The organism is Dietzia sp. B32, from assembly GCF_024732245.1.
Taxonomy (GTDB): domain Bacteria; phylum Actinomycetota; class Actinomycetes; order Mycobacteriales; family Mycobacteriaceae; genus Dietzia.
Map to the genome: position 1 here is coordinate 2,901,439 of NZ_CP093845.1, position 23,247 is coordinate 2,924,685.

The following is a 23,247-nucleotide window of genomic DNA, read 5'->3' on the forward strand; positions in this document are numbered from 1 at the left end:
CGACCCCTGCCCAGACGCCCACGAACGAACGAGAAGGCACCCATGAGTGACGAGCAGGCCGCCCGTATCCTCGCCGCCGCCGAGGAGGTCCGCGCCTCCGGCGGCAGCGCGCGCCGCGCGGGCCGCGACCCCATCAACACGCCGATGATCCGCAACTGGACCGAGGCGATCGGGGACGCCAACCCGATCTACTCCAGCGAGGACGCGGCCCACGCCGCCGGTCACGGAGGTCCGGTGGCGCCGCCGGCCATGGCCCAGGTCTGGACCATGCGGGGACTCGGGAAGACCCGCGAGGCCGACGACCCGCTGGGCCGCATGACCGACCTCCTCGACGCGGAGGGCTTCACCTCGGTCGTCGCGACCAACTGCGACTCCACCTACCACCGGTACACGCGCCCGGGGGAGGAGGTGACGATCGAGTCCGTCCTGGTCGACGTGGTCGGCCCCAAGACCACGGGCCTGGGGGAGGGCTGGTTCTTCACCACCCGCAACTTCTGGAGGGTCGGCGACGAAGTGGTGGCGGAGATGGACTTCCGCATCCTCAAGTTCCGCCCGGCCGCGAAGGCCGCCGACCCCGCGCCGGCGCCCGCGGACCAGATCGTGGCCAGTTCCGGATCGGCCACCGACGACCTGGTGGTGGGCAAGGTCCTGCGCCCGTCGGTCTCGCACGACACCCGCTTCTTCTGGGAGGGTGTCCGCGCCCACGAGCTGCGCATCCAGACCCGCGAGGACGGCTCGCTGCAGCACCCGCCCGTGCCGGCGCTGTGGAAGGACAAGACCGAACAGACCGACTACGTGGTCTCCTCCGGCCGCGGCACGGTGTACAGCTTCGTCACCCACCACGCGCCGCGCGTACCGGGCCGGACCCGGTTCCCGTTCGTCATCGCGCTCGTGGAACTGGAGGAGGGCGTGCGCATGCTCGGCGAGCTGCGCGACATCGATCCGGCCGAGGTGCGGATCGGTATGGAGGTCGAGGTCGAGTACCTCGACATGCCCGGCGACCCGGCCGAGGACGCCGCGTTCGGCACCGAGCCGTGGACCCTGTACGCGTGGCGACCCGCCGGCGCGCCGCCGGTCGACCGCCAGATGGCCGAAGTCACGGAAGGTGGCGCGAAGTGAGCGAGAACAGTGCTGTGAACGTGATCTGCCCCGCCGAGCCGCCCGCCGTGGCGGTGGGCGACCGGCTCCCCGAGCTGACCATCGAGGGGACCCCGACCTTCATCGTGGCCTCGGCGCTGGCGACCCGGGATTTTCAGGACGTCCACCACGACCGCGACCTGGCCCATCAGAAGGGCTCGAAGGACATCTTCGTCAACATCCTCACCGACACCGGGCTGGTGCAGAGGTTCGTCACCGACTGGGCGGGCCAGCGCGCCCGCATCACCTCGATCAAACTGCGTCTCGGGGTGCCCTGGTACGCCTACGACTCCCTCACCCTGACCGGTGAGGTCACGGGGGTCGACGACGACGGGCTGGTCACGCTGAAGATCGTCGGCACGGACTCGTTGGGCGCGCACGTCACGTCGACGGCGACCCTCTACATGAACGGAGACCCGCAGTGAGCGTGCTGGCAGACAGGGCTGCGATCGTCGGGATCGGCGCCACCGACTTCTCCAAGGACTCGGGGCGCTCCGAACTGCGGCTGGCCGCCGAGGCGGTGCGCGCGGCGGTCGCCGACGCGGGTCTCCAGCCCTCGGACGTCGACGGCCTGGTGTCGTTCACCATGGACACCAACACCGAGATCGCGGTGGCCCGCGCCGCCGGTATCGGCCACCTGAACTTCTTCTCCCGCATCCACTACGGCGGCGGTGCCGCGTGCGCGACCGTGCAGCAGGCCGCGATGGCCGTGGCGACGGGAGTGGCCGAGGTCGTGGTCTGCTACCGCGCGTTCAACGAACGCTCCGGGATGCGCTTCGGCCAGGTCAACTCGGCGCTGGTGCAGCAGGTCAACTCCTCCGGCACGGACAACGCCTTCTCCTACCCGCACGGGCTGTCCACCCCGGCGGGATTCGTGGCGATGGTCGCGCAGCGCTACATGCACGAGTACGGCGCCACCAGCGAGGACTTCGGCCGGGTCGCGGTGGTGGATCGCAAGCACGCCGCGGTCAACCCGGCCGCGTTCTTCCACGGCAAGCCGATCACGCTGGCCGACCACCAGAACTCGCGCTACATCGCCGAACCACTGCACCTGCTGGACTGCTGTCAGGAGTCCGACGGGGGCCAGGCGATCGTCGTGACGACCCCCGAGCGGGCGCGGGATCTGCCGCACCGGCCGGTGTCGATCGCGGCGGCGGCCTCGGGATCGGGGCCGGATCAGTACATCATGACCTCGTACTACCGGCCGGAGCTCGCCGGACTCCCGGAGATGGGCATCGTCGGCGACCAGCTGTGGGCCCAATCGGGCCTGCGCCCCGAGGACATGGACATGGCCGTCCTCTACGACCACTTCACGCCGTACGTCCTCATGCAGCTCGAGGAGCTCGGATTCTGCGGCCGCGGCGAGGCCAAGGACTTCGTCCGTGAGCCGGGCGCTCTCGAGGTGGGCGGCAGGCTGCCGCTCAACACGCACGGCGGCCAGCTCGGCGAGGCGTACATCCACGGCATGAACGGCATCGCCGAGGGCGTGCGTCAGCTCCGCGGTGACTCGGTCAACCAGGTCCCCGGCGCCGAGAAGCTCGTCGTGACCGCCGGGACCGGCGTGCCCACCTCGGGTCTGGTGCTCACCGTCTGACCGCCGCCTCCGGAGGAAAGCGCATCACATATATGTGATCGGCGATAGGGTGGTGGCATGACCGCGACCGCCGCCACCCGCGCCACCGACGGGCCCACACTCCACGATGTCGTGGGCGACGTCGGGTTCCTCGTGGGGGCGCCTCGGCGCTTCCTCATGGAGATCGCATTGCGACCGGTGGGTCACGGGGTGGCCGACCACAGTCGGGCGCTGCGGGACCCGGTGGGGCGGTTCCGCAACACCACCGCCTACATCTATCTCGTGGCGTTCGGCAGCGCGGACGAGCGGGACGCGGTGGTCCGCATGGTCAATCGCGCACATCGCCCGGTGAGGTCGGCGCCCGGCGCGGAGGTGGGGTACACGGCGTTCGACCCCGACCTGCAACTCTGGGTGGCCGGGTGCATGTACTACGGCGGTCGTGACATGTGGCAGCGCATGGTCGGGCCACTCGACGCCGGTTCCGCCGATCGGCTCTACCGTCGGTTCCAGGCCTACGGGACATCGTTGCAGGTACCGGCGGAGCTGTGGCCGACCGACAGCAGGGCCTACGACGCCTATGTCGAGCGGATCCTGGACGGGATCGTCATCGACGAGCGAGTGCGTGACTACGGGGCCGCGCTGCTCGATCCCGCCGGGCACCCGTTTCCGGCCCGGCCGGTGATCCGCCTCATGCGCTTCGTCACCATCGGGCTCCTGCCCGATCAGCTGAGGGCCGCCTACGATTTCCCGTGGAACCCGGCCGATCAGCGCCGATTCGACCTGCTGATGCGGGTGGGTGCGCGCGTGCACCGTGCGACGCCCCGCCGTGTGCGCGAGCTGCCCAAGGATCTGCTGCTGCGGGCCTCCCGGCGAGCGGTGGCCGCCCACGCCTGAACGCGACCCGTGGCAGGGGCCTTCCCGTCCGCGCCCGCCCGGCTCAGCCCCGGAGGCAACCGCGGACGAACGACCCGATGTCCCGAACCGCGACCTTCGCCTCCGGGACGAGCGGGTGGAAGACCTGGAAGACGTGGAACTGGTGGGGCCACAGCTGGAACTCGTGCCGCACCCCGTGTTCGGCGAAGTTCTCGGCCATCTTCTCGATCCCGCCGCGGAAGATCTCCTCACCACCACACTGGATGAGGAACGGCGGCCAGTCGGGAGAGGGTTCGTAGTTGATCGGCGAGATCGCCGGGTCGTCCGTGTCCACGCCCGGCGCGTACTGGCGACGACACAGCTCGGCCAACCCCAGTGCGAGGAACGGGTCCTTGCGCGCCCGGTCCCGCGCGGTCATGTCGGTGAAGTCGAGGTCGACCCACGGCGAGAGCAGGACCACGCCGGCGGGCATCGGCGCTCCGGTCCGCTCGAGATGGGCGACCAACTGCATCGCCAGATTTCCCCCCGCGGAATCTCCCGCGACGACGATGTTCTCGGCCGGGAAGCCCATCTCCAGCAACCACTCCCACCCGGCGATGGTGTCCTCGGTGGCCGCGGGATGCGGGTGCTCCGGGGCGAGCCGGTAGTCCGGGAGGAACACGGGGACACCGGTCTCGCTGGCGATCCGCGACGCCAGCGCCTTGTGGGACCACGGCGATCCGAAGGTGAACCCGCCGCCGTGGACGTGGTAGATGACCTTGTCCGAGTCGAAGAAGCGCTTGCGCCCCACCCACAGTCCGGGGACGGGCCCGTCCGAGGACCAGTCGTTGGTGCTCTCCAGGGCGGCCGCGCGCCCGGCCCCCGACGTCAGTGCCCGGAGGCGACCGAGGGAGGCGTCCGTCGCGGGCATCCGGTCCAGGGCCGGTCGGACGAACAGCCGCAGCCCCCCGGCGAGCCCGCGGGACCGCAGGGTGCCCTGCTCGGACGGGCCGTGCAGGGCCGGTCCGCGGCGCCGTGAGGGGCGGTCGGCCTCGCGCTCCGAGGAACGACGCCCGTCCTGCGGCACCTCACCCGATCCCGTCGATCGCGGCAGCCGGAGACCGCCGTCGTACGGCGGGCCGGGATTTCTGGACCGTGATCCGTTCATGTGCGCAATCTAGGCGTTCCCCGGCCACGCCGCTGCACCGACGTGCCGGTGTGGCAGCCTATAGTTAATAGAACCTGTTCCAACTCTCCGGGATCAGCGCAGGTCAGCCCTGCGTCTGGACACGAGAACAAGTTCAGGTAACAATGTGAGAGACGACACAGTTAGCCCCCCGCGTGCAAAGGACCCGCCCCGATGACGGATACAGCAGCCGACCAGTCCACCGATCCCCTCGCCGGGACGAATCCGGAGATGAACCAGGCCGCCGTGTTCGAGGCCGTGGCCGACAAGATCCCCGACAACCTCCTGCTCACGATGGACGGTGTCGACTTCACCTACCGTCAGATCGACGAGCTCGCCAACCGGATGGGGCACCTGCTCAAGGCCCACGGCGCGGAGCCGCGGAGCCACGTCGCGCTGTACATGAAGAACAGCACCGAGCACATGGCCGCGATCGTCGCCTGCATGAAGATCCGGGTGGCCGGGATCAACGTCAACTACCGCTACACCCCGGCCGAACTGGTCTACCTCTTCAACGACTCGCAGTCGGTCGCCGTGGTCGTCGACGCGGAGTTCGCGGACACCATGGCCGCCGCCGTGCCCAAGCTGGAGACCGCCCGGACGGTCCTCGTCGTGGGCGGCGTCCCGCAGGTCCTCGCCGAGGCCTGTGCCGAGAGCGGCCTCACGGTGGTCGACGTGGACGCCGAGCTGCCGAAGCAGTCCGTGGAGCGGGACTTCGAGCCGGCCCGCGGCGACGACCACTGGATCGTCTACACCGGCGGTACCACCGGGTTCCCGAAGGGCGTCCAGTGGCACATGTCGGACTACTACTACGCGTGCCTGTCCGGCGGTAACCCGTACGGCGACAAGCGGCACAGCCCGCAGGAGGTCGCCGACAACGTCTCGCCCGAGGGCGGTTTCAAGATCGTCATCTCGGCGCCCCTGATGCACGGCGCCGGCCTGTTCACCCTGCTGACCTTCGTCAACCTGGGTGGCCATCTGGTCATGTTCCGCGACTTCGACGCCGAGGTCATCGTGGACTCGACCGCCGAGTTCAAGGCCCAGCTGCTGATGTTCGTCGGCGACGGCATGGCGGTGCCGATCACCGACGCCCTGCTCGCGGCCAAGGACACCAAGGATTTCAGCTCGCTGTTCATGGTCGCCTCGGGCGGCGGTATCTGGTCCAAGACCTCGCGTGACCGGCTGGTCGCGGAGTTCCCGAACGTCATCATCCGTGACAACTTCGGGGCCTCCGAGTCCGGCAACGACGGTGAGATGAGCCTGAACGAGGACGGCGAGATGCTCCTGCCGCCCGGGCCGCGGCTGGGTCTGATCGACGAGTCGAACCAGCCGATCGAGCCGGGCTCGGACGAGATCGGGTACATCGTCCGGCGCGGTCACGTCCCGGTGGGCTACTGGAACGACCCGGAGAAGACCGCCAAGACCTTCCCGGAGGTCGACGGTCGCCGCGTGTCGATCCTCGGTGACATGGGCAGGGTCCGCGAGGACGGGACCATCGTGTTCCTGGGCCGCGGCTCAGGCTGCATCAACACCGGTGGCGAGAAGGTCTTCCCGGAGGAGGTCGAGCAGGCGCTCAAGGCGCACCCGGCCGTCCACGACGCCCTGGTCGCCGGCGCCCCCGACGAGCGCTACGGCCAGAAGGTCGCCGCGGTCGTCTCGTTCCGTGAGGGCATGTCGGCCGAGCCGGAGGAGCTCTCGGCGTTCCTGCGCGAGTCCCTGGCGAACTACAAGGTCCCCAAGGTGATCGTCGACGTCCCCGAGATCCGCCGTTCGCCCGCGGGCAAGGCCGACTACAAGTGGGCCAAGGAGCGGATCTCGAGCAACTGACGCCCCGCGGCGCCCCTCCGCCGCCCACCCGCCCGGCCGGGCCCGCAGCAGCGGGCCCGGCCGCGCACGTTCAGCCGGTGGCGAGGATGCGCTCCACCGCGCCCATCGGCACGGCGACCCACCCGGGTCGGTTCCGCGTCTCGTACACCACCTCGTACAGCGCCTTGTCCAGGGTGTAGGCCCGCAACAGTGCCCCGGAGTCCCGGGGGTCATGGTCGCTGACCTCGGCGTACCCCGCGCAGAACGCGTCGACGTTGCGGTCGCGCCATTCGCGGGCCCGGAAGCGCAGCTGCCGGTCCTCGACGCCGACCAGGGTGTGCTGCGCGGCGTAGTCGAGGCTGCGCAGGATGCCGGCCACGTCGCGGGCGGGCGAGTCCGGCACCCGCCGCTCGGCCAGGGGCGCGGCCGGTTCGCCCTCGAAGTCGATGACGATCCACCGGTCCGGCACCCGCAGCGTCTGCCCCAGGTGGAGGTCGCCGTGGATGCGGTGCACCCGGACCGGTCCCGACCCCGCGACCTCGTCGAACACCGCCCGGGCGGCGTCTGCGTACGCGGCCAGTTCCGGCACCTCCGCCACCGCCGCGTCGAGCCGGGCACGCATCGACGCCACCAGGTCGGTACCGTCGCGCGTGCTCACCCCGGTCGCCGCGGCCAGGTCCTCGTGCACCTGCGCCACGGCGGCGCCCAGCCGGAAGCTCTCGTCGGCGAAGTCGGTGCCGACCTCCTCGGCGAGCAGGTCGGCCTCGGCGAACAGGTCGCGGACGCTCGCCGTGGCCATCGCCCACCCGTCCGCCGCGCCGGCCATGAACTCCTGGGCCATGGCGAGCGTGGTGGGCCCGGCTCCGGTGTCGCCGGCGGCGGCCTCGTCGTCGTCCAACTCCACCCAGCCCCGCAGCGCCGCCACCGCCGGGCACTCCCGGTCCGCCAGCGCGGCGTGGAGCTCCACGTCCGGGTTCACACCCGGCTGCACCAGCCGGAACACCTTCACCATGAGGTCGTCGCCGAACACCAGTGACGAGTTGGACTGCTCGCCCTCCAACAGCCGCCCCCACGTGGGCTCGGGAAGCGTGGCGTCGGCGACGAGCCGGAACCGCAGCCCGCCCACCTCGTCCTGCCCGGCCAGGTGGCGGAGCAGCGATTCGGTGCCGCGGCGGTCGCGCAGTCCGTCGTAGACCACGGGGGAGGCGCCCTCCGGGGTCAGCGGGAACGCCCGCCGGTCCCCGGGCAGCTCGGCCGCGGTCGCGATCGGCACCTGGTAGCGCTGGGGCCGGCCGTCCACCTCGAGATCCACCAACAGGTGCTCGACCAGCACCTCGGGATCATCCAGGAAGACCTCGCGCCGGGCGATGCGCACCCCGGTGAGCTCGAGGCCCTTACCGGCGAACCACCGCTGCTCGGGCAGCCAGTCGGTGAGCAGTCGGGCCAGGGTGTCGTCGTCGACCGGGGAGATGCTCATCTCGGTCCCTCCTCCGTGCTGCGCAGTTCGAGCCAGTAGAACCCGTATCCGGGCAGGGTGAGCTGGTACGGATCGGCGTCGATCTCCGGGAACGGCACCCCGCCGGTGAGCTCGACGGGCTGGCGACCGGCGTGCTCCGCCAGGTCCAGGCGCACCGCCTGCGGGAACCGCGACAGGTTGTTGACGCACAGGATCACGTCGGTGCCCGCGCCGTCGGAGTCGAGCGTGCGCAGGTAGGACAGGATCGACGGATTGGACCCGCCGAGGTCGGTGAACTCGCCCAGCCCGAACGCCGGTTGGCTCTTGCGGACGTGGATCATGCGCCGCGTCCAGTGCAGCAGGCTGGCGGTGGAGTTCATCTGCGCCTCCACGTTGACGCCCTGGTAGCCGTACAGGGGGTCCATGATCGCGGGTAGGTACAACCGGCCCGGATCGCAGCGGGAGAACCCGGCGTTGCGGTCGGGGCTCCACTGCATCGGCGTGCGGACGGCGTCGCGGTCGCCGAGCCAGATGTTGTCGCCCATGCCGATCTCGTCGCCGTAGTACAGCATCGGCGAACCGGGGAGGCTGAGCAGCAGTGCGGTGAACAGCTCGAGTTGGTTGGTGTCGCCGTCGAGCAGCGGGGCCAGACGCCGGCGGATGCCGATGTTGGCCTTCATCCGCGGGTCCTTGGCGTACTCCGCGTACATGTAGTCGCGTTCCTCGTCGGTGACCATCTCGAGTGTCAGCTCGTCGTGGTTGCGCAGGAAGATCGCCCACTGCGCCGACGACGGGATGTCCGGGGTCTGGGCGAGGATCTCGGTGACGGGGAACCGGGACTGCCGCCGCACCGCCATGAAGATCCGCGGCATGAGCGGGAAGTGGAACGCCATGTGGCACTCGTCGCCCACCTCGGACTCGCCGAAGTAGTCCACCACGTCGTCGGGCCACTGGTTGGCCTCGGCCAGCAGCACGCGTCCCGGGAACTCCTCCTCGACCACGGCCCGGCACTTGCGCAGGAACTCGTGCGTCTCGGGCAGGTTCTCGCAGTTGGTGCCGTCGCGCTCGAACAGGTAGGGCACGGCGTCCAGTCGGAAGCCGTCGATGCCCAGGTCCAGCCAGAAGCGCAGGACGTCGATCATCGCCTCCTGGACCTCGGGGTTGTCGTAGTTGAGGTCGGGCTGGTGGGAGAAGAAGCGGTGCCAGTAGAACTGCCCGCGTACCGGGTCGTAGGTCCAGTTGGAGGACTCGGTGTCGACGAAGATGATGCGGGCCTCCGGGTACCGCGTGTCGTCGTCGGACCACACGTAGAAGTCGCCGTACGGGCCGGTCGGGTCGGCGCGGGACTCGGAGAACCACGCGTGGGTGTCCGAGGTGTGGTTCATGACCAGGTCGGTGATCACCCGGATCCCGCGACTGTGGGCCTGCTCGAGGAGTTCCACGAAGTCCTCGACGGTGCCGAACTCCGGCAGCACGGTGCGGAAGTCGCGGATGTCGTACCCGCCGTCGCGCAGCGGCGAGTCGTAGAACGGCGGCAGCCACAGGCAGTCGACGCCCAGCCACTCGAGGTAGTCGAGCTTCTCGATGAGGCCGCGGAGGTCGCCGGTGCCGTTGCCGTCCGAGTCGTAGAAGGCCCGGACCAGGACCTCGTAGAACACCGCGGACTTGTACCAGTCGTGGTTGATCTCGAGTTCGGTGGCGTGACGGTAGTCGTCCGCGCTGGGCTCGACGACGTGCCCGTCGTCGGTGAGCTCCGGTTCGGCAGCACGGGGATCGCCGGGGTGGGATTCGGACTGAAGGCTGGGCTTCGGTGCCATGGGGGCGAGCCTACGGCCCCGTACGATCCGTTGCATGCGGAAAATCGACCCGACGACGCGGATCCGCGACCTGCAGCGGTCCCACCGGGACCGGCACGGCCGGCGCGTCCGTGCGCTGGCGGTGCGACTCGACGGCGACGACGACGAGGTGGTCCTGCGCCCCTGGGAGCTGCGGCTTCCCCGGTCGGTCATCTACGCGGCGGCCCGGTCCAGGGGCCTGGAACCCGTGGGGGGCACGCGGGCGCTCGTGCAGCGTGGCCCGTGGCTTGAACCGATGCGGTTCACCCGCGTGGAGGGTGGGCGGTGAGCTCCGGCTGGGCGCTCACGATAGTGGCGTTGCTGCCGCTCGTCGCGTGGGGGATCGCGGCCTGCGTGGTGGCGGTGCGCCGGTGGCTGCGTCGCCGGGGGGACGAACCGGCGCGGCGACTGCGACTGGCCCGGATGCTGGGGACCGCGGACCTCGTCGTCGTCCCCACCTCCGACGTAGACCTGCCCGAGCGCACCGTCCTCGAGGTGGCCTCCGGGGCGGGCATGCGGCTGGTGGGCTACGAACGCGCCGACTCGCCACTGCGTCGCCGTGTCGGCGTGTTCGTGCGGATCGGCGGCGAGGTCGACGCGGTGATCCGCGGCGACCGGACCCCCCGGTAGCGTTGCGCCCATGCGCATCGGAATGGCTCTCAACTACAGCGGCGGGTTCGCCGAGACGGCCGCGGAGGCCGCCGACCTCGAGCGGGCGGGACTGGACATCGCGTTCGTCCCCGAGGCCTACTCGTTCGACGCGGTGAGCCAGCTGGGCTACCTCGCGGCCAAGACGTCCACCATGGAGCTGGCCTCGGGGATCCTGCAGATCTACACGCGCACGCCGACCCTGACCGCGATGACCGCGGCCGGCCTGGACTTCGTCTCCGACGGCCGCTTCACCCTCGGCCTGGGCGCCTCCGGGCCGCAGGTGGTCGAGGGTTTCCACGGCGTGAAGTACGACGCGCCGCTGGCCCGGACGCGGGAGATCATCGAGATCTGCCGCAAGGTGTGGCGCCGCGAGAAGGTCGTCCACGACGGGAAGAAGTACCAGATCCCCCTGCCCGCCGATCAGGGCACCGGCCTGGGCAAGCCGCTCAAGCTCATCAACCACCCCGTGCGCGAGGACATCCCGATCATCCTCGCCGCCCTGGGACCGAAGAACGTCGAGCTCGCGGCCGAGGTCGCGAACGGCTGGCAACCGCTGTTCTTCCACCCGGAGAAGGCGGACGTGGCGTGGGGTGACGCGCTGGCCAAGGGCCGGGAGAAGCGTGATCCTTCGCTGGGCGAGCTCGAGGTCTACGCGGGGCCGGCACTGGCGATCTGCGAGGAGAGCGAGGTTCCGGGTTACCTGGACTTCGTGCGCCCGCACCTGGCCCTCTACATCGGTGGCATGGGTGCACGCGGCAAGAACTTCTACAACGAGCTCGCCTGCCGCTACGGCTACGAGGCCGAGGCCGCCCGGATCCAGGACCTGTACCTGGACGGCAAGAAGGAGGAGGCCGCCGCGGCCGTGCCCGACGAGTTGGTCCGCTCGGTCTCGCTGATCGGCCCGGCGGGGTACGTGGCCGAGCGCGTCGAGGCGTTCCGCGAGGCCGGGGCCACGACCCTCACCGTCACCCCGATGGCGCTCGACGCCCCGGGTCGTCTCCGGCTGGTGGAGCAGTTCCGCGAGCTCTGCTGAACCGTCGGGTCAGGCCGTGCTGTCTCAGGCAGTGCTGTCTCAGGCCACGCGGTCCCCGGCCCGCCGGGACACCGCAGCCCCGAGCTGGAGCATGCGCATCGACCGCTCGGTGGCCTCGACCAGCAGTCGTCGACCCTGGGCGACGGCGTCGGCCAGGGGCATGGGGACCGCCATGATCGAGGTGACGGCACCGATGCCGATGTCGTGGACATCCGGCGCCCCCCGGCCCAGCGACCCGGCGATCGCCATCACCGGCACTCCGGCCAGCCCGGCGCGGCGCGCCACCTCGGCGGGCACCTTGCCCCGGGGCGTCTGGAAGTCGATCGCCCCCTCGGCGGTGATCACCAGGTCGGCGGCGGAGATCTCGGCGTCCAGGTCCGCCCCGAGCAGGTCCGGGGTGAGCAGGGTGTCGAATCGGGAGCGCAGTACCGCACCGAGCCCACCTGCCAGGCCGGCCCCGAGCCCGCCGGACGCACCGGTCCCGGCTCCCGTCCGCAGGTCGAGCCCACCGGGGGCGCCCACCCCGTCGCGCCGGAGCACGTCGGCCCACCGTTCCAGTCCCCGCTCGAGGTGTGAGACCTGGTGCGGGGTCGCCCCCTTCTGCGGGCCGAACACGCGGGCCACCCCGCGGGGTCCGCACAGGACGTTGGTCGCATTGCAGGCCAGCTCGACGGGCACGCGGGCCAGCCGCGGATGCACAGGGGACAGGTCCACGCGCGCCACCCGGTGGAGGTGACGGCCACCGTCGGGGAGCACCTCGTCGTCGTCGTCGAGGATCAGCGCCCCGAGCGCGGCGAGGGCCCCGACCCCGCCGTCACACGTCCCGGAGTCGCCGCAGCCCACCACGATCCGGTCGGCACCGGCGTCCAGCGCGGCGGCGATGAGCTCGCCCACGCCACGCGTCGTGGTCTCGCCCGGATCCCGCAGGTCGTGCGGCACGAGCGACAGCCCGGCTGCCGCGGCCATCTCGATGACCGCGGTGCGCGGCCCGCTCCCGCCGAGCATCACCCACGTCGCCGTGACCGGGAGCCCCACGGGACCGGTGACCACCGTCTCGGTCGTCACGCCACCGGTCGTGGCGGCGAGGATCGACACGGTCCCCTCCCCACCGTCGGGCACCGGCAGCGTCGAGACGTGCACCCCCGGCAATGCGCGGCGGACCCCGGCGGCGATGGCGTCGGCCACCTCGATGGCGTCGAGGGACTCCTTGAAGCCGGACGGGGCGACGAGAATGCGATCGGGCAGGTACATGAGTCATTTCCTTCAGGGGGAGGGGGTTCAGGACAGGAATAGGGGCAGGCCCAGGACGGGCCACACCCACCAGGCGAAAGCCAGGAACACCACACACATCAGCGGGGTGAGCCAGGCGGACAGTCGGAGCAGGTCACGACGTTCGAACGTGGGCACGTCGACCACACCCGCGAAGATCGTCACCGGCTTGGCGGAGGACGGCAGCGTGTGGCAGAGGCCCGCGGCGGCGGTCGACAACAGGGCGGCCGCAACCGGGGACACGCCCACTCCCGGCGCGAGTGACAGGACGATCGGCACGAGGACCGCGGACCGGGCCGAGCGCGACTGGATCACCAGGTGCGACAGGGCGGAGACCACCACCACTGCCACCACGAACACCGCGCCGGCGACCGGCCCGGAGTCCGGCACCCGACCCAGGGCGACCCGGGCGAGCAGGTCCGCCGCGCCGGACGTGCCCAGGGCGTGGCCGAGCGTGACGGTGGCCGCCATGAAGAGCAGCAGGGCCCACGGGATCTTCTTCACCGCGTCCCCCAGCTCGACCCCGCCGTAGCGCGGGGACGTCACCACCAGGGCGCCGATCAGGGCGATCAACGCCGGTGGCGCCCCGTGGAGTGCCTCGGTGGACCACAGCACGATCATCGCCGCGAGCAACAACACGGTGCGGGACTGCTGGACCGTGAGCGGACCCGTCACCCGGCCCGCGCCGGCGGCCTCGAACTCCGACACCCCGATCTGCAGCCCGCGGCCGCGTTCCTCGGAGGTGGTGAACAGCAGGAGGACGAGTTCGGCGGCCAGGTGCGAGGAGACCAGCGCCAGCGGCAGTCCGAGGATCAGCCAGTTCGCGAAGTCGAGCCCCTCGTGGCCGGCGGTGGTGAGCAACTGCACGGTGATGAGGTGGGCGCCGGCCCCGATGAGCGAAGCGACGGCGGACAGCAGGATCACCGTGGGGAACAGCAGTGCCAGCATCCGCACGAGCGCCGGCCGGTCCGCGAGCACCCTGGCCAGCGCCAGGAAGACCGGCAACGCGAGCGCGGCCCGCCCGGACGTGGCGGGGACGGCGAACGCCGTCGCCAAGAGCGCGGCGGTGAGCAGGTGCACCAGGCTCCGCGGCCCGCGGGCACCGGTCACCACGAACACCGCCGCCCGGGTGGCGAGTCCCGACGCGGACACCGCGAACGCGATGATGAACGCCGCGATGAGCAGCCACATCGTGTCGTCGCCGAGGGACCCGAACAGGGCGTCGGGGTCGGAGATGCCCAGAACGGTGAGGACGACGGCCGCTCCCAGCGCGACGAACGTGTCGTCGACATCGGTGAACACCCAGAACCACGCCGCCGCCGCGAACACGGTGAGGGTGGGGATCGCGGACGCCCCGGCGTCGGGGCCGGCCACGGCGAGCGCGACGACACCGGCGGCGAGGACCAGGGCGGCGACGGCCGCGCGGAGCACCCGCGTGGATGGCCGGAAAGAGCTCGGCCGGAGCCCGCGCCGCGGGGTGCTGCGGGCATGCGGGGACGACCCACCGGGCCCCGGGGTCCGGTGGTGGACGGTGGTGGTCACGACAGTTTGTATCCGGCCCCGCGGACGGTGACCAGCCGTTCGGCGCCGATCTTGCGGCGCAGTGTGCGGACGTACACGTCGACGACGTTGGAGGCGGGATCGAAGTCGTATCCCCAGGCATGGGCCAGGATCTGCTCCCGGGAGAGAACCTGGCCCGGGTGCTTGAGGAACACCTTGAGCATCGCGAACTCCCGGCTCGTCAGCTCGACGGGTCGCCCGGCGACGGTGGCGATCCGGGTGAGCAGGTCGAGGGTGAGGTCGCCGTGGTGCAGGACGGGTGTGGCCTCCGCTGACTCACCGCGCTCGCCCAGCCGGATACGCACCCGGGCGAGCAGTTCGGCGAAGTGGAACGGCTTGGCCAGGTAGTCGTTGGCCCCGGATTCCAGGCCGAGGACGGTGTCGTCCACCGAGTCGCGGGCGGTGAGAACGACGACCGGCGTCGTGATCCCCGACCCGCGGGCGGTGGCGAGCACCTCGAACCCGTCCATCAGCGGGAGGCCGATGTCGAGGACCACCAGGTCGTGGTCGCCGGCCCGCATGGCCTCGAGGGCGGAGCGGCCGTCGGCGACATGGGAGGTGACGAAGCCGGCGGCGTGCAGGCCCTTCTGGAGGAACGACACGATCCGGGCGTCGTCCTCGGCGATGAGGATGCGGTTCACGGCTGGGCCTCCTGAGGGCGGTCTGGAACGGGGATGTCGACGGCGAAGGTGGCGCCGTGACCGGGCGTGGAGTCGAGGGTGACGGTGCCTCCGTGGGCAGTCGCGATCGCGGTGACGATGGCCAGTCCGAGGCCGGCGCCACCGGAACCGGAGGTCCCGGCGGTGCCGCGGTCGAAGCGGCGGAAGATGCGTTCGGCGTCCTCCGGCGCGACCCCGGGGCCCTCGTCGGCCACGGAGATCACCAGGCGGCCGTCGACCCACCGGGACCCGATCCGGACCCGGTCGCCCACCTCGGTATGGGTGACCGCGTTGGACGCGAGCTGGAGCACGGCCTGGGTGATCCGCTGCGGGTCCACGGACGCCTCGCCCTCGGCGATCTCGACGAGTTCCCACCGGCGGTCGCCCAGCTGTTGGGCCTGGGACTCGATGTCCAGCAGCAGCTCGGCGGCGTCGACGGGTCGGGGCCTGACGAAGTCGGGTCGCTCGGACTTGGCCATGGTGAGCAGGTCGGAGACGATCCGGGACATGCGGTCGAGTTCGGAGTCGACGAGGCGGAGGGTCTCGGCGCGGGCGGCGGGGTCGTCGTCGGGATCCATCGTCTCGAGGTGACCGCGGATCACCGTGATCGGAGTCCGCAGCTCGTGACCGGCGTCGTCGACGAACCGACGTTGGGTGTCGTAGGCACCCTCGATCCGGTCGAGCATCGCGTTGAACGTCTCGGCGAGCTGGGAGATGTCGTCGCGACCGTGTACCGGAACCCGGCTGTCGAGGTCGCTCTCCTGTATCCGCTCGGCCACCAGGCGCACCTCTCGGACGGGCGCGAGGATCTGTCCGGCCACGAGGTAGCCGAACAGTGCGGTCAGCGCGAGGCCGCCGAGCGACCCCCAGCCGAAGACGCGCATGGTGGAGTCCACCTCGGCACGTTCCGGCCCGGTGAACACGGCGATCACGAACGTCGACTCGCCGGCGGCCGCGTCCGCCCCGCCCGGTGTCTCACCGGCGGCGATGGTCATCTTGCCCCACCGGACCGGGCCGACAGGACTGTCGGCGATGCCCGACGGGGCGGCCGAGGCCCGGATGGTCTCGAGGAGTTCCGCATCGGCCGCGAGGTCGTAGGGGCTCGGATCGCCGGCGGAGCGGTCCACGGCGAACACCCTGGCCTCGTCCATCCCCAGGTGGACCTCGTCGGCCGCAGGGATCTGGCGGCTGAGGTAGAGCCGCAGCAGTCGTTCGGGATCGTCGAACGGCTCTGCGGTCGTCGGATCGACGCCCTCCCGGACGAACGCGCGGAACTCGTCGAGCTCCTGGACCACGTCCGCGTTCGCGGTCCGGTCGACGTCGGCCATGAGCAGTGTCCGGAGCGTCAGACCGAGTGCGAGCAGCACCAGGGCGGTGGTGAGCACGATCCACCCGACGATCCGCCACCGCGCCGGGATCGAGGTGGCGTCCGCCCGTTCGGCGGCGCCGGTCTCAGTCGTCCCAGTCGTCATCCCAGTCATCCCCGTCGTCGTCCCACCCATCGTCCCAGTCGTCATCCCGGTCGTCTCCGTAGTAGGGCACCACCGGCTGAACCGGTTGCACGGGCACCGGTCGCGCCGGTGCCGGTGCCGGTGCCGGCGCGGGCGCCGACGCCGGTGCCTCGCCGGGGGATGAGGTGGTGGTCGGGGAGGAGCTCGTCGTGGGAGATGACGACGACGAGGTACGCCCGTGCTGGCCGGGGGGCGCGTGCAGGTCGACCGTCGCGTCCTCGACCCGGACGGGCGGGGCGCCGGTATCGGAACCGATCGCCACGGCGCCCAGTGCGAGTCCGGCGGGCACGAGCACCACCGCGGCGATGAGGGCGAGCTTGCGCGTGAACTCAGACATGGCGGGCCCGGTCAGTCGTCGAGGTCGTCGTCTTCGTTGTCCCGGTCGTCGTCGCGGTCGTCGCGGTCGTCCCGGTCGTCGCGGTCGTCGTCGTCCCGGTCATCGTCCTGATGATCCAGGTCGTCGTCCGTCGACGGGGCGGCGGCTCCCGCGGTCCCGTCGACGGACTGGGCAGGCGCGGTCACGGTGGTGGTCTCGGAGGCAGGGGCATTGCTCCCGGCGTCATTCCCCGCGCCGCATCCGGACAGGATGAGGGCGGCGGAGGCGGACAGGGCGAGGAGGACGGTGCGGAGGCTGTTGTTCTCTGTCATGAGTGCCATCCTGGGTGCCCGGTATGACGGGTTGATGAAACCTCCATGACGGAGTCTTCATGTCGCACCACGGCGGGCGCCGGTGTCGGCCGGACGCGAGAACACCCCGCGGTGGTCGACCGCGGGGTGTTCTCGGGTGCTTTCGGATGCCGCCCGGTGGGGCGACCAGCGCCGGTCAGGCGAGATCGACCACCACGTTCTTCAGCACGGGGGCGTCGTCGCGTTCCACGACGGTCGCCGCCACGAGCAGTCGCGAGCCCTCTTCCCACACGCGGATGCGCATGGTCTCGCCGGGGAAGAAGATGCCGCCGAAGGTCACGCCGTAACCGCCGACGCGGGCGACGTCACCGCCGAGCACCTGATCCACGACCGCGCGCAGCACCAGGCCGTACGAGCACAGTCCGTGGAGGATCGGGCGCGGGAACCCGGCCGCCTCAGCGAACGCGGGATCGGAGTGCAGCGGGTTGCGGTCGCCGCAGAGACGGTAGAACAGCGCCTGCTGGGGGAGCGTGGCCACCTCGATGGTGTGGTCGGCCTCCCGCTCGGGGTACTCCACCTTCTCGGAGGTGCCGCGATCGCCGCCGAAACCGCCCTCGCCACGGGCGAAGATGCCCGAGCGCGAGGTCCACAGCTTCTCGCCGTCGGCGGAGACCGTCTCGGACTCCTGGATGATGACCGCGGCGGAACCCTTGTCCTGGATCTCGGCGATCTTCGTGGTGGTGGTGGCGGTGCCGGAGGCGGGGATCGGCCGGTGCAGCGTGACGGACTGGCTGCCGTGGACGACCTTGGCGAGGTCGATCTCCACGCCCGGGAAGGACACCCGGGGCGCCTCGGTGACGTTCATCGTCGCGGCTACGGTGGCGAACGACGGCAGCACCTTGGGGTCGGTGTCGTGGACGTACGCCAGCCCGGTGGTGTCCATCGGGTCGGCGGCCGCGCCCACCGACAAGGCGTAGAGCGCCACGTCGGAGGCGGTCCAGGAGAACTCCTGCGAGGGCAACTGCGCCCCGAGGGCCTTGTCGAGGTCGATCGGCACGTCAGACTCCCGTCTTCGCGGTGGTGGGGGTGGAGGCCAGCATGTTCTCCACGGCGAGGTAGCCGAAGACCATCGCGGGGCCGATGGTGGCGCCCGGGCCGGCGTAGGTGTGGCCCATGACCGGCGAGGACGCGTTGCCCGCGGCGTAGAGGCCCTCGATCACGGAGCCGTCCTCACGCAGGACCCGACCGTGGACATCTGTGTTCGCGCCGCCCTTGGTGCCGAGGTCGCCGGGCACCATCTTGGCGGCGTAGAACGGCGCCTTGCGGACCGGGCCGAGGCTCGGGTTGGGCTTGTTGGTCGGGTCGCCGTAGTAGTGGTCGTACCCCGACTCGCCGCGGTTGAAGTCCTCGTCGACGCCCTTTGCGGCGAAGCCGTTGAACTTCTCGGCGGTCCGCTCCAGCGCCTCCGCCGGCACGCCGATGAGATCGGCGAGCTCGGCGAGGGTGTCCGCCTTGTGGAAGTTCTCGGTCTCGAGCCACTTCTTGGGCAGCGGTTGCTTGGCCTGCAGGCCGGCGAAGAGGTACCGGTTCTTGTACTCCTGGTCGAAGATGATCCAGGCCGGGACGTTCTCGCCGGGGGTCCCCTCCTGCCCGGCGGGTGCCTGTCCGAACTCGCCGCCGTACATCTTGTGGCCGGCCTCGACGTAGGGCAGCGACTCGTTCATGAACCGCTCGCCGCGGGAGTTGACCATGAAGGAACACGGCAGCGACCGCTCGGCCAGTGCGAACCAGGGGCCGCGCGGCAGCAGGATCGACGGACCCCACCAGGAGTCCTCCATGAAGGACAGCGAGGCGCCGGCCTTCTCCATGTACTCGATTCCCTCACCGGTGTTGGCGGCGGCGCCGACGGTCCACGAGGTGGGGATGGGCTGACGCTGGTACTTGTCGCGCATCTCCTGGTTGTGCTCGAAGCCACCGGACCCGATCACCACACCGAGTCGCGCGCGCAGGGTCATCTCCTCGCCGTTCCGGGTGACGGTGACGCCCACGACGCGCTCCTGGGTGCCCGAACCCTCGGTGACCAGGCCGGTCATGGGGGTCTCGAGCCACACCGGAACGCCGGCGTCGAGCAGGCCCTTGCGCATCGCGGCGATGAGCGCGCGACCCATCCCCACCGAGTTCTGCCCGCGCGCCTTGGCGAGGAACATCCGGAGGGCGACCCGGATCGAACGCCTGATGCCCTTGGTGTGCGGACGCTGGAGGAGGTTGAGCCAGCGGTAGTCGGACTGCATCACCACCATGTTGACCGGCGCCTTGGCGTAGCCCGGCTCCAGCTTGTCGGCCTCGGACCCGAGCTGGCGGAGGTCGAACGGCTTGGGCTCGACGGACCGACCACCGAGACGACCACCGGGGGCCTCCGGGTAGTAGTCGGCGTAATCCTTGACCCACTCCAGCCGCAGGGGGCTGTTGGCCAGGACGAAGTCCAGGACCTCGGGGCCGCGGTCGATGTAGGCGTCGATCCGCTCGGGTTCCACGACGTCGCCGATGATCGCGCGCAGGTAGGTCCGGGCCGCCTCCGGCGTGTCCAGGACACCGTCGCGCTGGAGCACCGAGTTGTTGGGGATCCACACGCCGCCGCCGGAGCGGGCGGTGGAGCCTCCGTAGTGTGGGGCCTTCTCAACGAGCACCACGCTGAGGCCCTTCTTTGCTGCCGCGAGGGCGGCCGTCATGCCTGCTCCACCGCTGCCGACGACGACGACGTCGAATTCCTGGTCTGCCATGTAGAACACGTTATAGAACTGAGCGCCGTGGCGCCAGACGCCCCAGGTAGCATCCCCGTCATGCTCAACAAAGAGACCCGCGCCACTCTCGCCCAGCGACTCTGGGACGCCGAGTCCGACGTCGCGCCGATCGTGCCGCTGACCGACGATCATCCGGACCTGACGCCGGACGACGCCTTCGAGATCCAGTTGGTGAACATCCGCCGCAAGCTCGACGCCGGAGCGGTGGTGACCGGACACAAGGTCGGGCTCGCGTCCAAGGCGATGCAGGAGATGATGGGCGTCGACGAACCGGATTACGGACACCTCCTCGACACCATGGAGTACCCGGAGGGGACCGCGATCGAGGCGGCCCGCTTCTGCTTCCCGCGGGTCGAGGTGGAGGTGGGCTTCATCCTGGGCGCCGACATCCCGCCGGAGGGGTGCTCCCAGGCCGAGGCCGCCGCGGCGATCGAGTGGGTCGTGCCGTCGATCGAGTTGATCGACTCCCGCATCCGGGACTGGAAGATCACGCTGCCCGACACGATCGCGGACAACGCCTCGTCGTGTGGCTACGTGGTGGGCGAGCAGCGGGTCCGGCTCGCGGACATCGATGTCGCCGCGATCGACGCGACCCTCTACAAGAACGGCGAGTTCCTCGCGTCCGGGCGTTCCGACGCGGTGCTCGGCAACCCGCTCAACTCGGTCGGGTGGCTCGCGTCGACGGTCGCCAAGTTCGGCGTCCGTCTGCGGAAGGGCGACGTGATCCTGCCGGGCACCGCGATCCGCGCGATGGACGCCGCCCCGGGCGACAGCTTCCGCGCCGAGTTCGCCGGGCTGGGCGACGTCACCATGGACTTCCGCTAGGCGTCCGCGGCCAGCGCGCGACTGGCCGCCGCGGCGACGCGGGTGACCAGCGGCTCGAGCCGGGCCAGGGCGCTCTCGTCCGCGGCGCTGGCGGACAACGCGGCGACCGCCCGCGTCCGGCCGGCGTGCTCCTCGTCGTCGTCGTCGAACACCGGCGCCGCCACGCAGTACAGGCCGGGGGTGAGTTCGGCGCGGTCGATCGCGCGTCTCCTCCGTCGTATCTCTGCGAGCTCCACCGCCAGGGCGTCGGGGGAGGTCAGGGTGGTGTCCGTCCACTCGACCAACGGCCCCTGCGCCACGCGGTCGGCCGCGTCCTCGTCGAACGCCAGCATCGCCTTGCCCACCCCGGTGCAGTACGCGGGTAGCCCGCCGCCGATCCGCGACGGCGACGGGATCGGCCGCGGCCCGTGCAGCTTGTTGAGGTAGACCACCTCGTCGCCGTGCAGTGTCGCCAGGTGCACGGTCGCACGGGTGGCCTCGAAGAGGTGCGCGAGGAAGGGCGTGAGCACCCGGCGGATCCGCTCGTACGCCGGCGAGACGGGGATCGGGTCCAGCTCGTGCACCAGCGGCCCCAGCCGGTAGCGCTGCCCGATCCTCGTCACCGCGTCGTTGCGCTCGAGCGCGGCCAGGAGGCGCAGCGCCGTGGACTTGGCGAGCCCAGTCTCGCGGGCGATCTCACTGAGCGTCATCCCCGTCCCGCCCGCCGTCACGCGTAGCACCTCGAAGGCGCGGTCGACGGGAGAGGCGGGGGGCTCGGTCATGCGCCGAGTGTAGCGCGCAGGTCCGACGCCGGAGGCCGAACTGTTCGAACACTTGCGCGAGTGAGCGTGACGTCTTAGACTCGAACAGAAGTTCTAGAAAGGGCGCGGCGGGGGTGGGGGCGTGACGACAACGACGACACTGTTCGTGGTTCCGGAATCCCTGGGCGGGCTCGACACGACAGCGGTGAGCGAGGCGGCACGAGCCGCGACCCTGGCGCAGAACCGGGCAGGTGCCACCCGGTTGGAGGCGGCAGCGGCCCTGGTCGAGCAGATGTCGCGGGCGGATGAGGTCGGCACGGGCGCTGACGGGGTCGGCGGGAACGGTTGTCCCACACGTCCGGCGTACGCACGGTTGGACCCGCAGTCCAGGGCTCGTGACCATCTCGTGGCGGCCTGTCAGCTCACGTGTTGGCACGCCGCGCGTCTGGTCACCGCCGGGGTCCAGATCCATTCGCGGCTCGCGCGACTGCGGGCCTCGGTGGAGCGCGGGGTCGTTCCCGAACAGCTCGCCATCGACATCGCCTGCAAGCTGGCCGACGTGCCCGACTCGATCGTCTCGGACGTGGAGGCCGAGGTCGTGGCGGGCATCGTCGACGACCTGGACGGCGGTGACCGGCCGACTCGGAATTCCGTGGACGGCCGGATCGATGACGCTGTCGGCCGCCTCGACCCGGAGGGCGCCGAGGACGCCCGGGCCCGGGCGGCGCTGACGCGCACGGTCCGATTCCGGTCGGGCCGGGACGGGATGGCCTCGATGTGGGCGAAGCTGCCTCTGGCCGATGCGGAGTTGCTGCGGGGACGCATAGAGACCGATGCCCGCGCCGCCTCCGGAGACGGAGTGCCTGGCACTCTGGATCAGCTGCGTGCCGACGCTCTCGCCTCCCTCGCCGTGTACGCCCCGGCCCCGGCGCCCGCCGATGCCGGCGGGACGGGCTCCGGACCGGGGGATGACGGATCGATCGAGCTGGGCGAGGTCACAGTGGGCGCGGACATGCCCAGGCCGTCACTCGGTAACGCCGCCGCGGCCGGCCAGCCGATCCGGATCAGCGTGATCGCCGCGGCCGGGCAGGGGCTGCCCAACAGGGTGGAGTTCGTGCACGGGGCGTACAGCAGTTTCAACTGGTTGTGCCAGCAGTTGCTGGAGGGTGAGGACGCGAGCGTGCGGTTCGAGCTGGTCGACCCCGCCCCCGGTGCCCTCGACGGACCGGATCACGCCCTGCGGTACGTGATCACTCCGGCGATGGCGGAGAGGATCCGCATGCGCGACGGCACCTGCAGGCACCCGGGGTGCTCGGTTCCCGCGGAGGACTGTGACGTGGACCATGTGATCGCGTTCAACAAGAAGGATCCCGAACTCGGTGGGCCGACCACCGAGTGGAATCTCGTCTGCCTGTGTCGGAAACACCACCGGGAGAAGACGTTCGGGACCAACGCCTACCGGTCCGGGCCATTGGGTGAACTGGTCATCCTCACCGATACCGGACACGAACACCGCACCAGGCCCAAGGGCCCCCTGGCCCGTGCGCGCGACGCCATACGGGAACGCGAGTGGAACGCCTTCACCGACCGGCTCATCAGCGCAGACGGACACCTCACGAACCCTCCGGGCGCGGCCCGGGCGCGCGCACGGCCGGCCTGAGTGCCCGCGTTCGCCTCCCCGGAGTGCCGCGATTTCACTGAGTGGCACAGCCTGTTGTCGCACGAG

At 70.9% G+C, this 23,247-nt stretch carries 22 protein-coding genes; 10 read left to right on the plus strand and 12 right to left on the minus strand.

The features are described from left to right. Positions 1-42: 42 nt before the first annotated feature. Genes L8M95_RS13725 through L8M95_RS13740 form a run of 4 tightly spaced genes read left to right on the plus strand, consistent with a single transcriptional unit; the run spans position 43 to position 3,604 of the window. Positions 43-1,119 (plus strand): bifunctional MaoC family dehydratase N-terminal/OB-fold nucleic acid binding domain-containing protein, encoded by a 1,077-nt coding sequence (locus L8M95_RS13725; RefSeq protein ID WP_260486668.1) that lies wholly within the window; start codon positions 43-45, stop codon positions 1,117-1,119. Further along, positions 1,116-1,562: a MaoC family dehydratase gene (locus L8M95_RS13730; protein ID WP_312027418.1), complete on the plus strand. Its 447-nt coding sequence runs from the start codon at positions 1,116-1,118 to the stop codon at positions 1,560-1,562. Before L8M95_RS13725 ends, L8M95_RS13730 begins: the two co-directional genes overlap by 4 nt. Beyond that, positions 1,559-2,731, plus strand: coding sequence for a lipid-transfer protein (locus L8M95_RS13735; RefSeq protein WP_260486669.1), 1,173 nt, complete (start codon positions 1,559-1,561; stop codon positions 2,729-2,731). Before L8M95_RS13730 ends, L8M95_RS13735 begins: the two co-directional genes overlap by 4 nt. Before the next feature lie 57 nt (positions 2,732-2,788). Beyond that, positions 2,789-3,604 (plus strand): oxygenase MpaB family protein, encoded by an 816-nt coding sequence (locus tag L8M95_RS13740; RefSeq protein ID WP_260486670.1) that lies wholly within the window; start codon positions 2,789-2,791, stop codon positions 3,602-3,604. A gap of 43 nt (positions 3,605-3,647) precedes the next feature. On the opposite strand, the gene L8M95_RS13745 is transcribed toward L8M95_RS13740, so the two are convergent. Then, positions 3,648-4,730 carry an alpha/beta hydrolase gene (locus tag L8M95_RS13745; RefSeq protein WP_260486671.1) on the minus strand — a complete coding sequence of 361 codons (1,083 nt, stop codon included), beginning with the start codon at positions 4,728-4,730 and terminating at the stop codon, positions 3,648-3,650. Positions 4,731-4,922: 192 nt separating this feature from the next. Between L8M95_RS13745 and L8M95_RS13750 the strand changes: the two genes are divergently transcribed. Then, complete coding sequence (locus tag L8M95_RS13750; protein WP_260486672.1) at positions 4,923-6,575, plus strand: AMP-binding protein; 1,653 nt, start codon at positions 4,923-4,925, stop codon at positions 6,573-6,575. Positions 6,576-6,645: 70 nt separating this feature from the next. Here L8M95_RS13750 and L8M95_RS13755 read toward each other — a convergent pair whose 3' ends face one another. Then, positions 6,646-8,031 (minus strand): maltokinase N-terminal cap-like domain-containing protein, encoded by a 1,386-nt coding sequence (locus L8M95_RS13755; RefSeq protein WP_260486673.1) that lies wholly within the window; start codon positions 8,029-8,031, stop codon positions 6,646-6,648. After that, positions 8,028-9,827, minus strand: coding sequence for a maltose alpha-D-glucosyltransferase (gene treS, locus L8M95_RS13760; protein WP_260486674.1), 1,800 nt, complete (start codon positions 9,825-9,827; stop codon positions 8,028-8,030). The genes L8M95_RS13755 and treS overlap by 4 nt, the downstream gene beginning before the upstream one ends. A 34-nt stretch (positions 9,828-9,861) precedes the next feature. Here treS and L8M95_RS13765 point away from each other — a divergent pair, with 34 nt between their 5' ends. The 3 genes from L8M95_RS13765 to L8M95_RS13775 are packed head-to-tail and all read left to right on the plus strand — an operon-like array spanning position 9,862 to position 11,529. Further along, the gene (locus L8M95_RS13765) at positions 9,862-10,134 is read left to right on the plus strand and encodes a hypothetical protein (RefSeq protein WP_260486675.1); all 273 of its coding nucleotides are present in this window, start codon (positions 9,862-9,864) and stop codon (positions 10,132-10,134) included. Further along, positions 10,131-10,475 carry a hypothetical protein gene (locus tag L8M95_RS13770; protein ID WP_260486676.1) on the plus strand — a complete coding sequence of 115 codons (345 nt, stop codon included), beginning with the start codon at positions 10,131-10,133 and terminating at the stop codon, positions 10,473-10,475. Before L8M95_RS13765 ends, L8M95_RS13770 begins: the two co-directional genes overlap by 4 nt. Before the next feature lie 10 nt (positions 10,476-10,485). Next, positions 10,486-11,529, plus strand: coding sequence for an LLM class F420-dependent oxidoreductase (locus tag L8M95_RS13775; protein ID WP_260486677.1), 1,044 nt, complete (start codon positions 10,486-10,488; stop codon positions 11,527-11,529). Positions 11,530-11,568: 39 nt separating this feature from the next. Here L8M95_RS13775 and L8M95_RS13780 read toward each other — a convergent pair whose 3' ends face one another. The 8 genes from L8M95_RS13780 to kstD all read right to left on the minus strand — a co-directional run bounded on the left by L8M95_RS13780 (position 11,569) and on the right by kstD (position 19,935). Beyond that, entirely contained in the window at positions 11,569-12,780 is a 1,212-nt protein-coding gene (locus tag L8M95_RS13780; protein WP_260486678.1) for a glycerate kinase, read from the minus strand. Between the two features lie 27 nt (positions 12,781-12,807). Then, entirely contained in the window at positions 12,808-14,340 is a 1,533-nt protein-coding gene (locus L8M95_RS13785; RefSeq protein WP_260486679.1) for an SLC13 family permease, read from the minus strand. Further along, a complete protein-coding gene (locus L8M95_RS13790) occupies positions 14,337-14,999 on the minus strand; it encodes a response regulator transcription factor (RefSeq protein WP_067711728.1) in 663 nt (220 codons plus the stop codon). Before L8M95_RS13790 ends, L8M95_RS13785 begins: the two co-directional genes overlap by 4 nt. Continuing rightward, on the minus strand, positions 14,996-16,489 hold the full coding sequence (locus L8M95_RS13795; RefSeq protein WP_260486680.1) for a cell wall metabolism sensor histidine kinase WalK: 1,494 nt from the start codon (positions 16,487-16,489) through the stop codon (positions 14,996-14,998). Before L8M95_RS13795 ends, L8M95_RS13790 begins: the two co-directional genes overlap by 4 nt. Then, on the minus strand, positions 16,470-16,865 hold the full coding sequence (locus tag L8M95_RS13800; protein WP_260486681.1) for a hypothetical protein: 396 nt from the start codon (positions 16,863-16,865) through the stop codon (positions 16,470-16,472). The genes L8M95_RS13795 and L8M95_RS13800 overlap by 20 nt, the downstream gene beginning before the upstream one ends. A gap of 11 nt (positions 16,866-16,876) precedes the next feature. Further along, entirely contained in the window at positions 16,877-17,176 is a 300-nt protein-coding gene (locus L8M95_RS13805; protein WP_260486682.1) for a hypothetical protein, read from the minus strand. A gap of 175 nt (positions 17,177-17,351) precedes the next feature. Then, positions 17,352-18,212, minus strand: a complete 861-nt coding sequence (locus L8M95_RS13810; protein ID WP_260486683.1) for a MaoC/PaaZ C-terminal domain-containing protein — start codon at positions 18,210-18,212, stop codon at positions 17,352-17,354. 1 nt (position 18,213) lies between these two features. Beyond that, positions 18,214-19,935, minus strand: coding sequence for a 3-oxosteroid 1-dehydrogenase (kstD, locus tag L8M95_RS13815; RefSeq protein WP_260486684.1), 1,722 nt, complete (start codon positions 19,933-19,935; stop codon positions 18,214-18,216). A 60-nt stretch (positions 19,936-19,995) separates the two neighbouring features. On the opposite strand from kstD, the gene L8M95_RS13820 reads away from it, so the two are divergent. Next, on the plus strand, positions 19,996-20,781 hold the full coding sequence (locus tag L8M95_RS13820) for a 2-keto-4-pentenoate hydratase (RefSeq protein WP_260486685.1): 786 nt from the start codon (positions 19,996-19,998) through the stop codon (positions 20,779-20,781). Here L8M95_RS13820 and L8M95_RS13825 read toward each other — a convergent pair. After that, on the minus strand, positions 20,778-21,542 hold the full coding sequence (locus tag L8M95_RS13825; RefSeq protein WP_260486686.1) for an IclR family transcriptional regulator: 765 nt from the start codon (positions 21,540-21,542) through the stop codon (positions 20,778-20,780). The two genes, L8M95_RS13820 and L8M95_RS13825, sit on opposite strands and share 4 nt — an antisense overlap. Positions 21,543-21,663: 121 nt before the next feature. Between L8M95_RS13825 and L8M95_RS13830 the strand changes: the two genes are divergently transcribed. After that, positions 21,664-23,181 carry an HNH endonuclease signature motif containing protein gene (locus L8M95_RS13830; protein WP_260486687.1) on the plus strand — a complete coding sequence of 506 codons (1,518 nt, stop codon included), beginning with the start codon at positions 21,664-21,666 and terminating at the stop codon, positions 23,179-23,181. The last annotated feature ends 66 nt before the right edge of the window (positions 23,182-23,247 follow it).

Excerpts from the sequence above, each read along its gene's own strand:
- L8M95_RS13780 (WP_260486678.1), bottom strand. The coding sequence starts at position 12,780 with ATGTACCTGCCCGATCGCATTCTCGTCGCCCCGTCCGGCTTCAAGGAG.
- L8M95_RS13725 (WP_260486668.1), top strand. The coding sequence starts at position 43 with ATGAGTGACGAGCAGGCCGCCCGTATCCTCGCCGCCGCCGAGGAGGTC.
- L8M95_RS13750 (WP_260486672.1), top strand. The coding sequence starts at position 4,923 with ATGACGGATACAGCAGCCGACCAGTCCACCGATCCCCTCGCCGGGACG.
- L8M95_RS13805 (WP_260486682.1), bottom strand. The coding sequence starts at position 17,176 with ATGACAGAGAACAACAGCCTCCGCACCGTCCTCCTCGCCCTGTCCGCC.
- L8M95_RS13745 (WP_260486671.1), bottom strand. The coding sequence starts at position 4,730 with ATGAACGGATCACGGTCCAGAAATCCCGGCCCGCCGTACGACGGCGGT.
- L8M95_RS13800 (WP_260486681.1), bottom strand. The coding sequence starts at position 16,865 with ATGTCTGAGTTCACGCGCAAGCTCGCCCTCATCGCCGCGGTGGTGCTC.
- L8M95_RS13795 (WP_260486680.1), bottom strand. The coding sequence starts at position 16,489 with ATGACGACTGGGACGACTGAGACCGGCGCCGCCGAACGGGCGGACGCC.
- treS (WP_260486674.1), bottom strand. The coding sequence starts at position 9,827 with ATGGCACCGAAGCCCAGCCTTCAGTCCGAATCCCACCCCGGCGATCCC.
- L8M95_RS13765 (WP_260486675.1), top strand. The coding sequence starts at position 9,862 with ATGCGGAAAATCGACCCGACGACGCGGATCCGCGACCTGCAGCGGTCC.
- L8M95_RS13825 (WP_260486686.1), bottom strand. The coding sequence starts at position 21,542 with ATGACCGAGCCCCCCGCCTCTCCCGTCGACCGCGCCTTCGAGGTGCTA.
- L8M95_RS13775 (WP_260486677.1), top strand. The coding sequence starts at position 10,486 with ATGCGCATCGGAATGGCTCTCAACTACAGCGGCGGGTTCGCCGAGACG.
- L8M95_RS13755 (WP_260486673.1), bottom strand. The coding sequence starts at position 8,031 with ATGAGCATCTCCCCGGTCGACGACGACACCCTGGCCCGACTGCTCACC.
- L8M95_RS13820 (WP_260486685.1), top strand. The coding sequence starts at position 19,996 with ATGCTCAACAAAGAGACCCGCGCCACTCTCGCCCAGCGACTCTGGGAC.
- L8M95_RS13740 (WP_260486670.1), top strand. The coding sequence starts at position 2,789 with ATGACCGCGACCGCCGCCACCCGCGCCACCGACGGGCCCACACTCCAC.
- kstD (WP_260486684.1), bottom strand. The coding sequence starts at position 19,935 with ATGGCAGACCAGGAATTCGACGTCGTCGTCGTCGGCAGCGGTGGAGCA.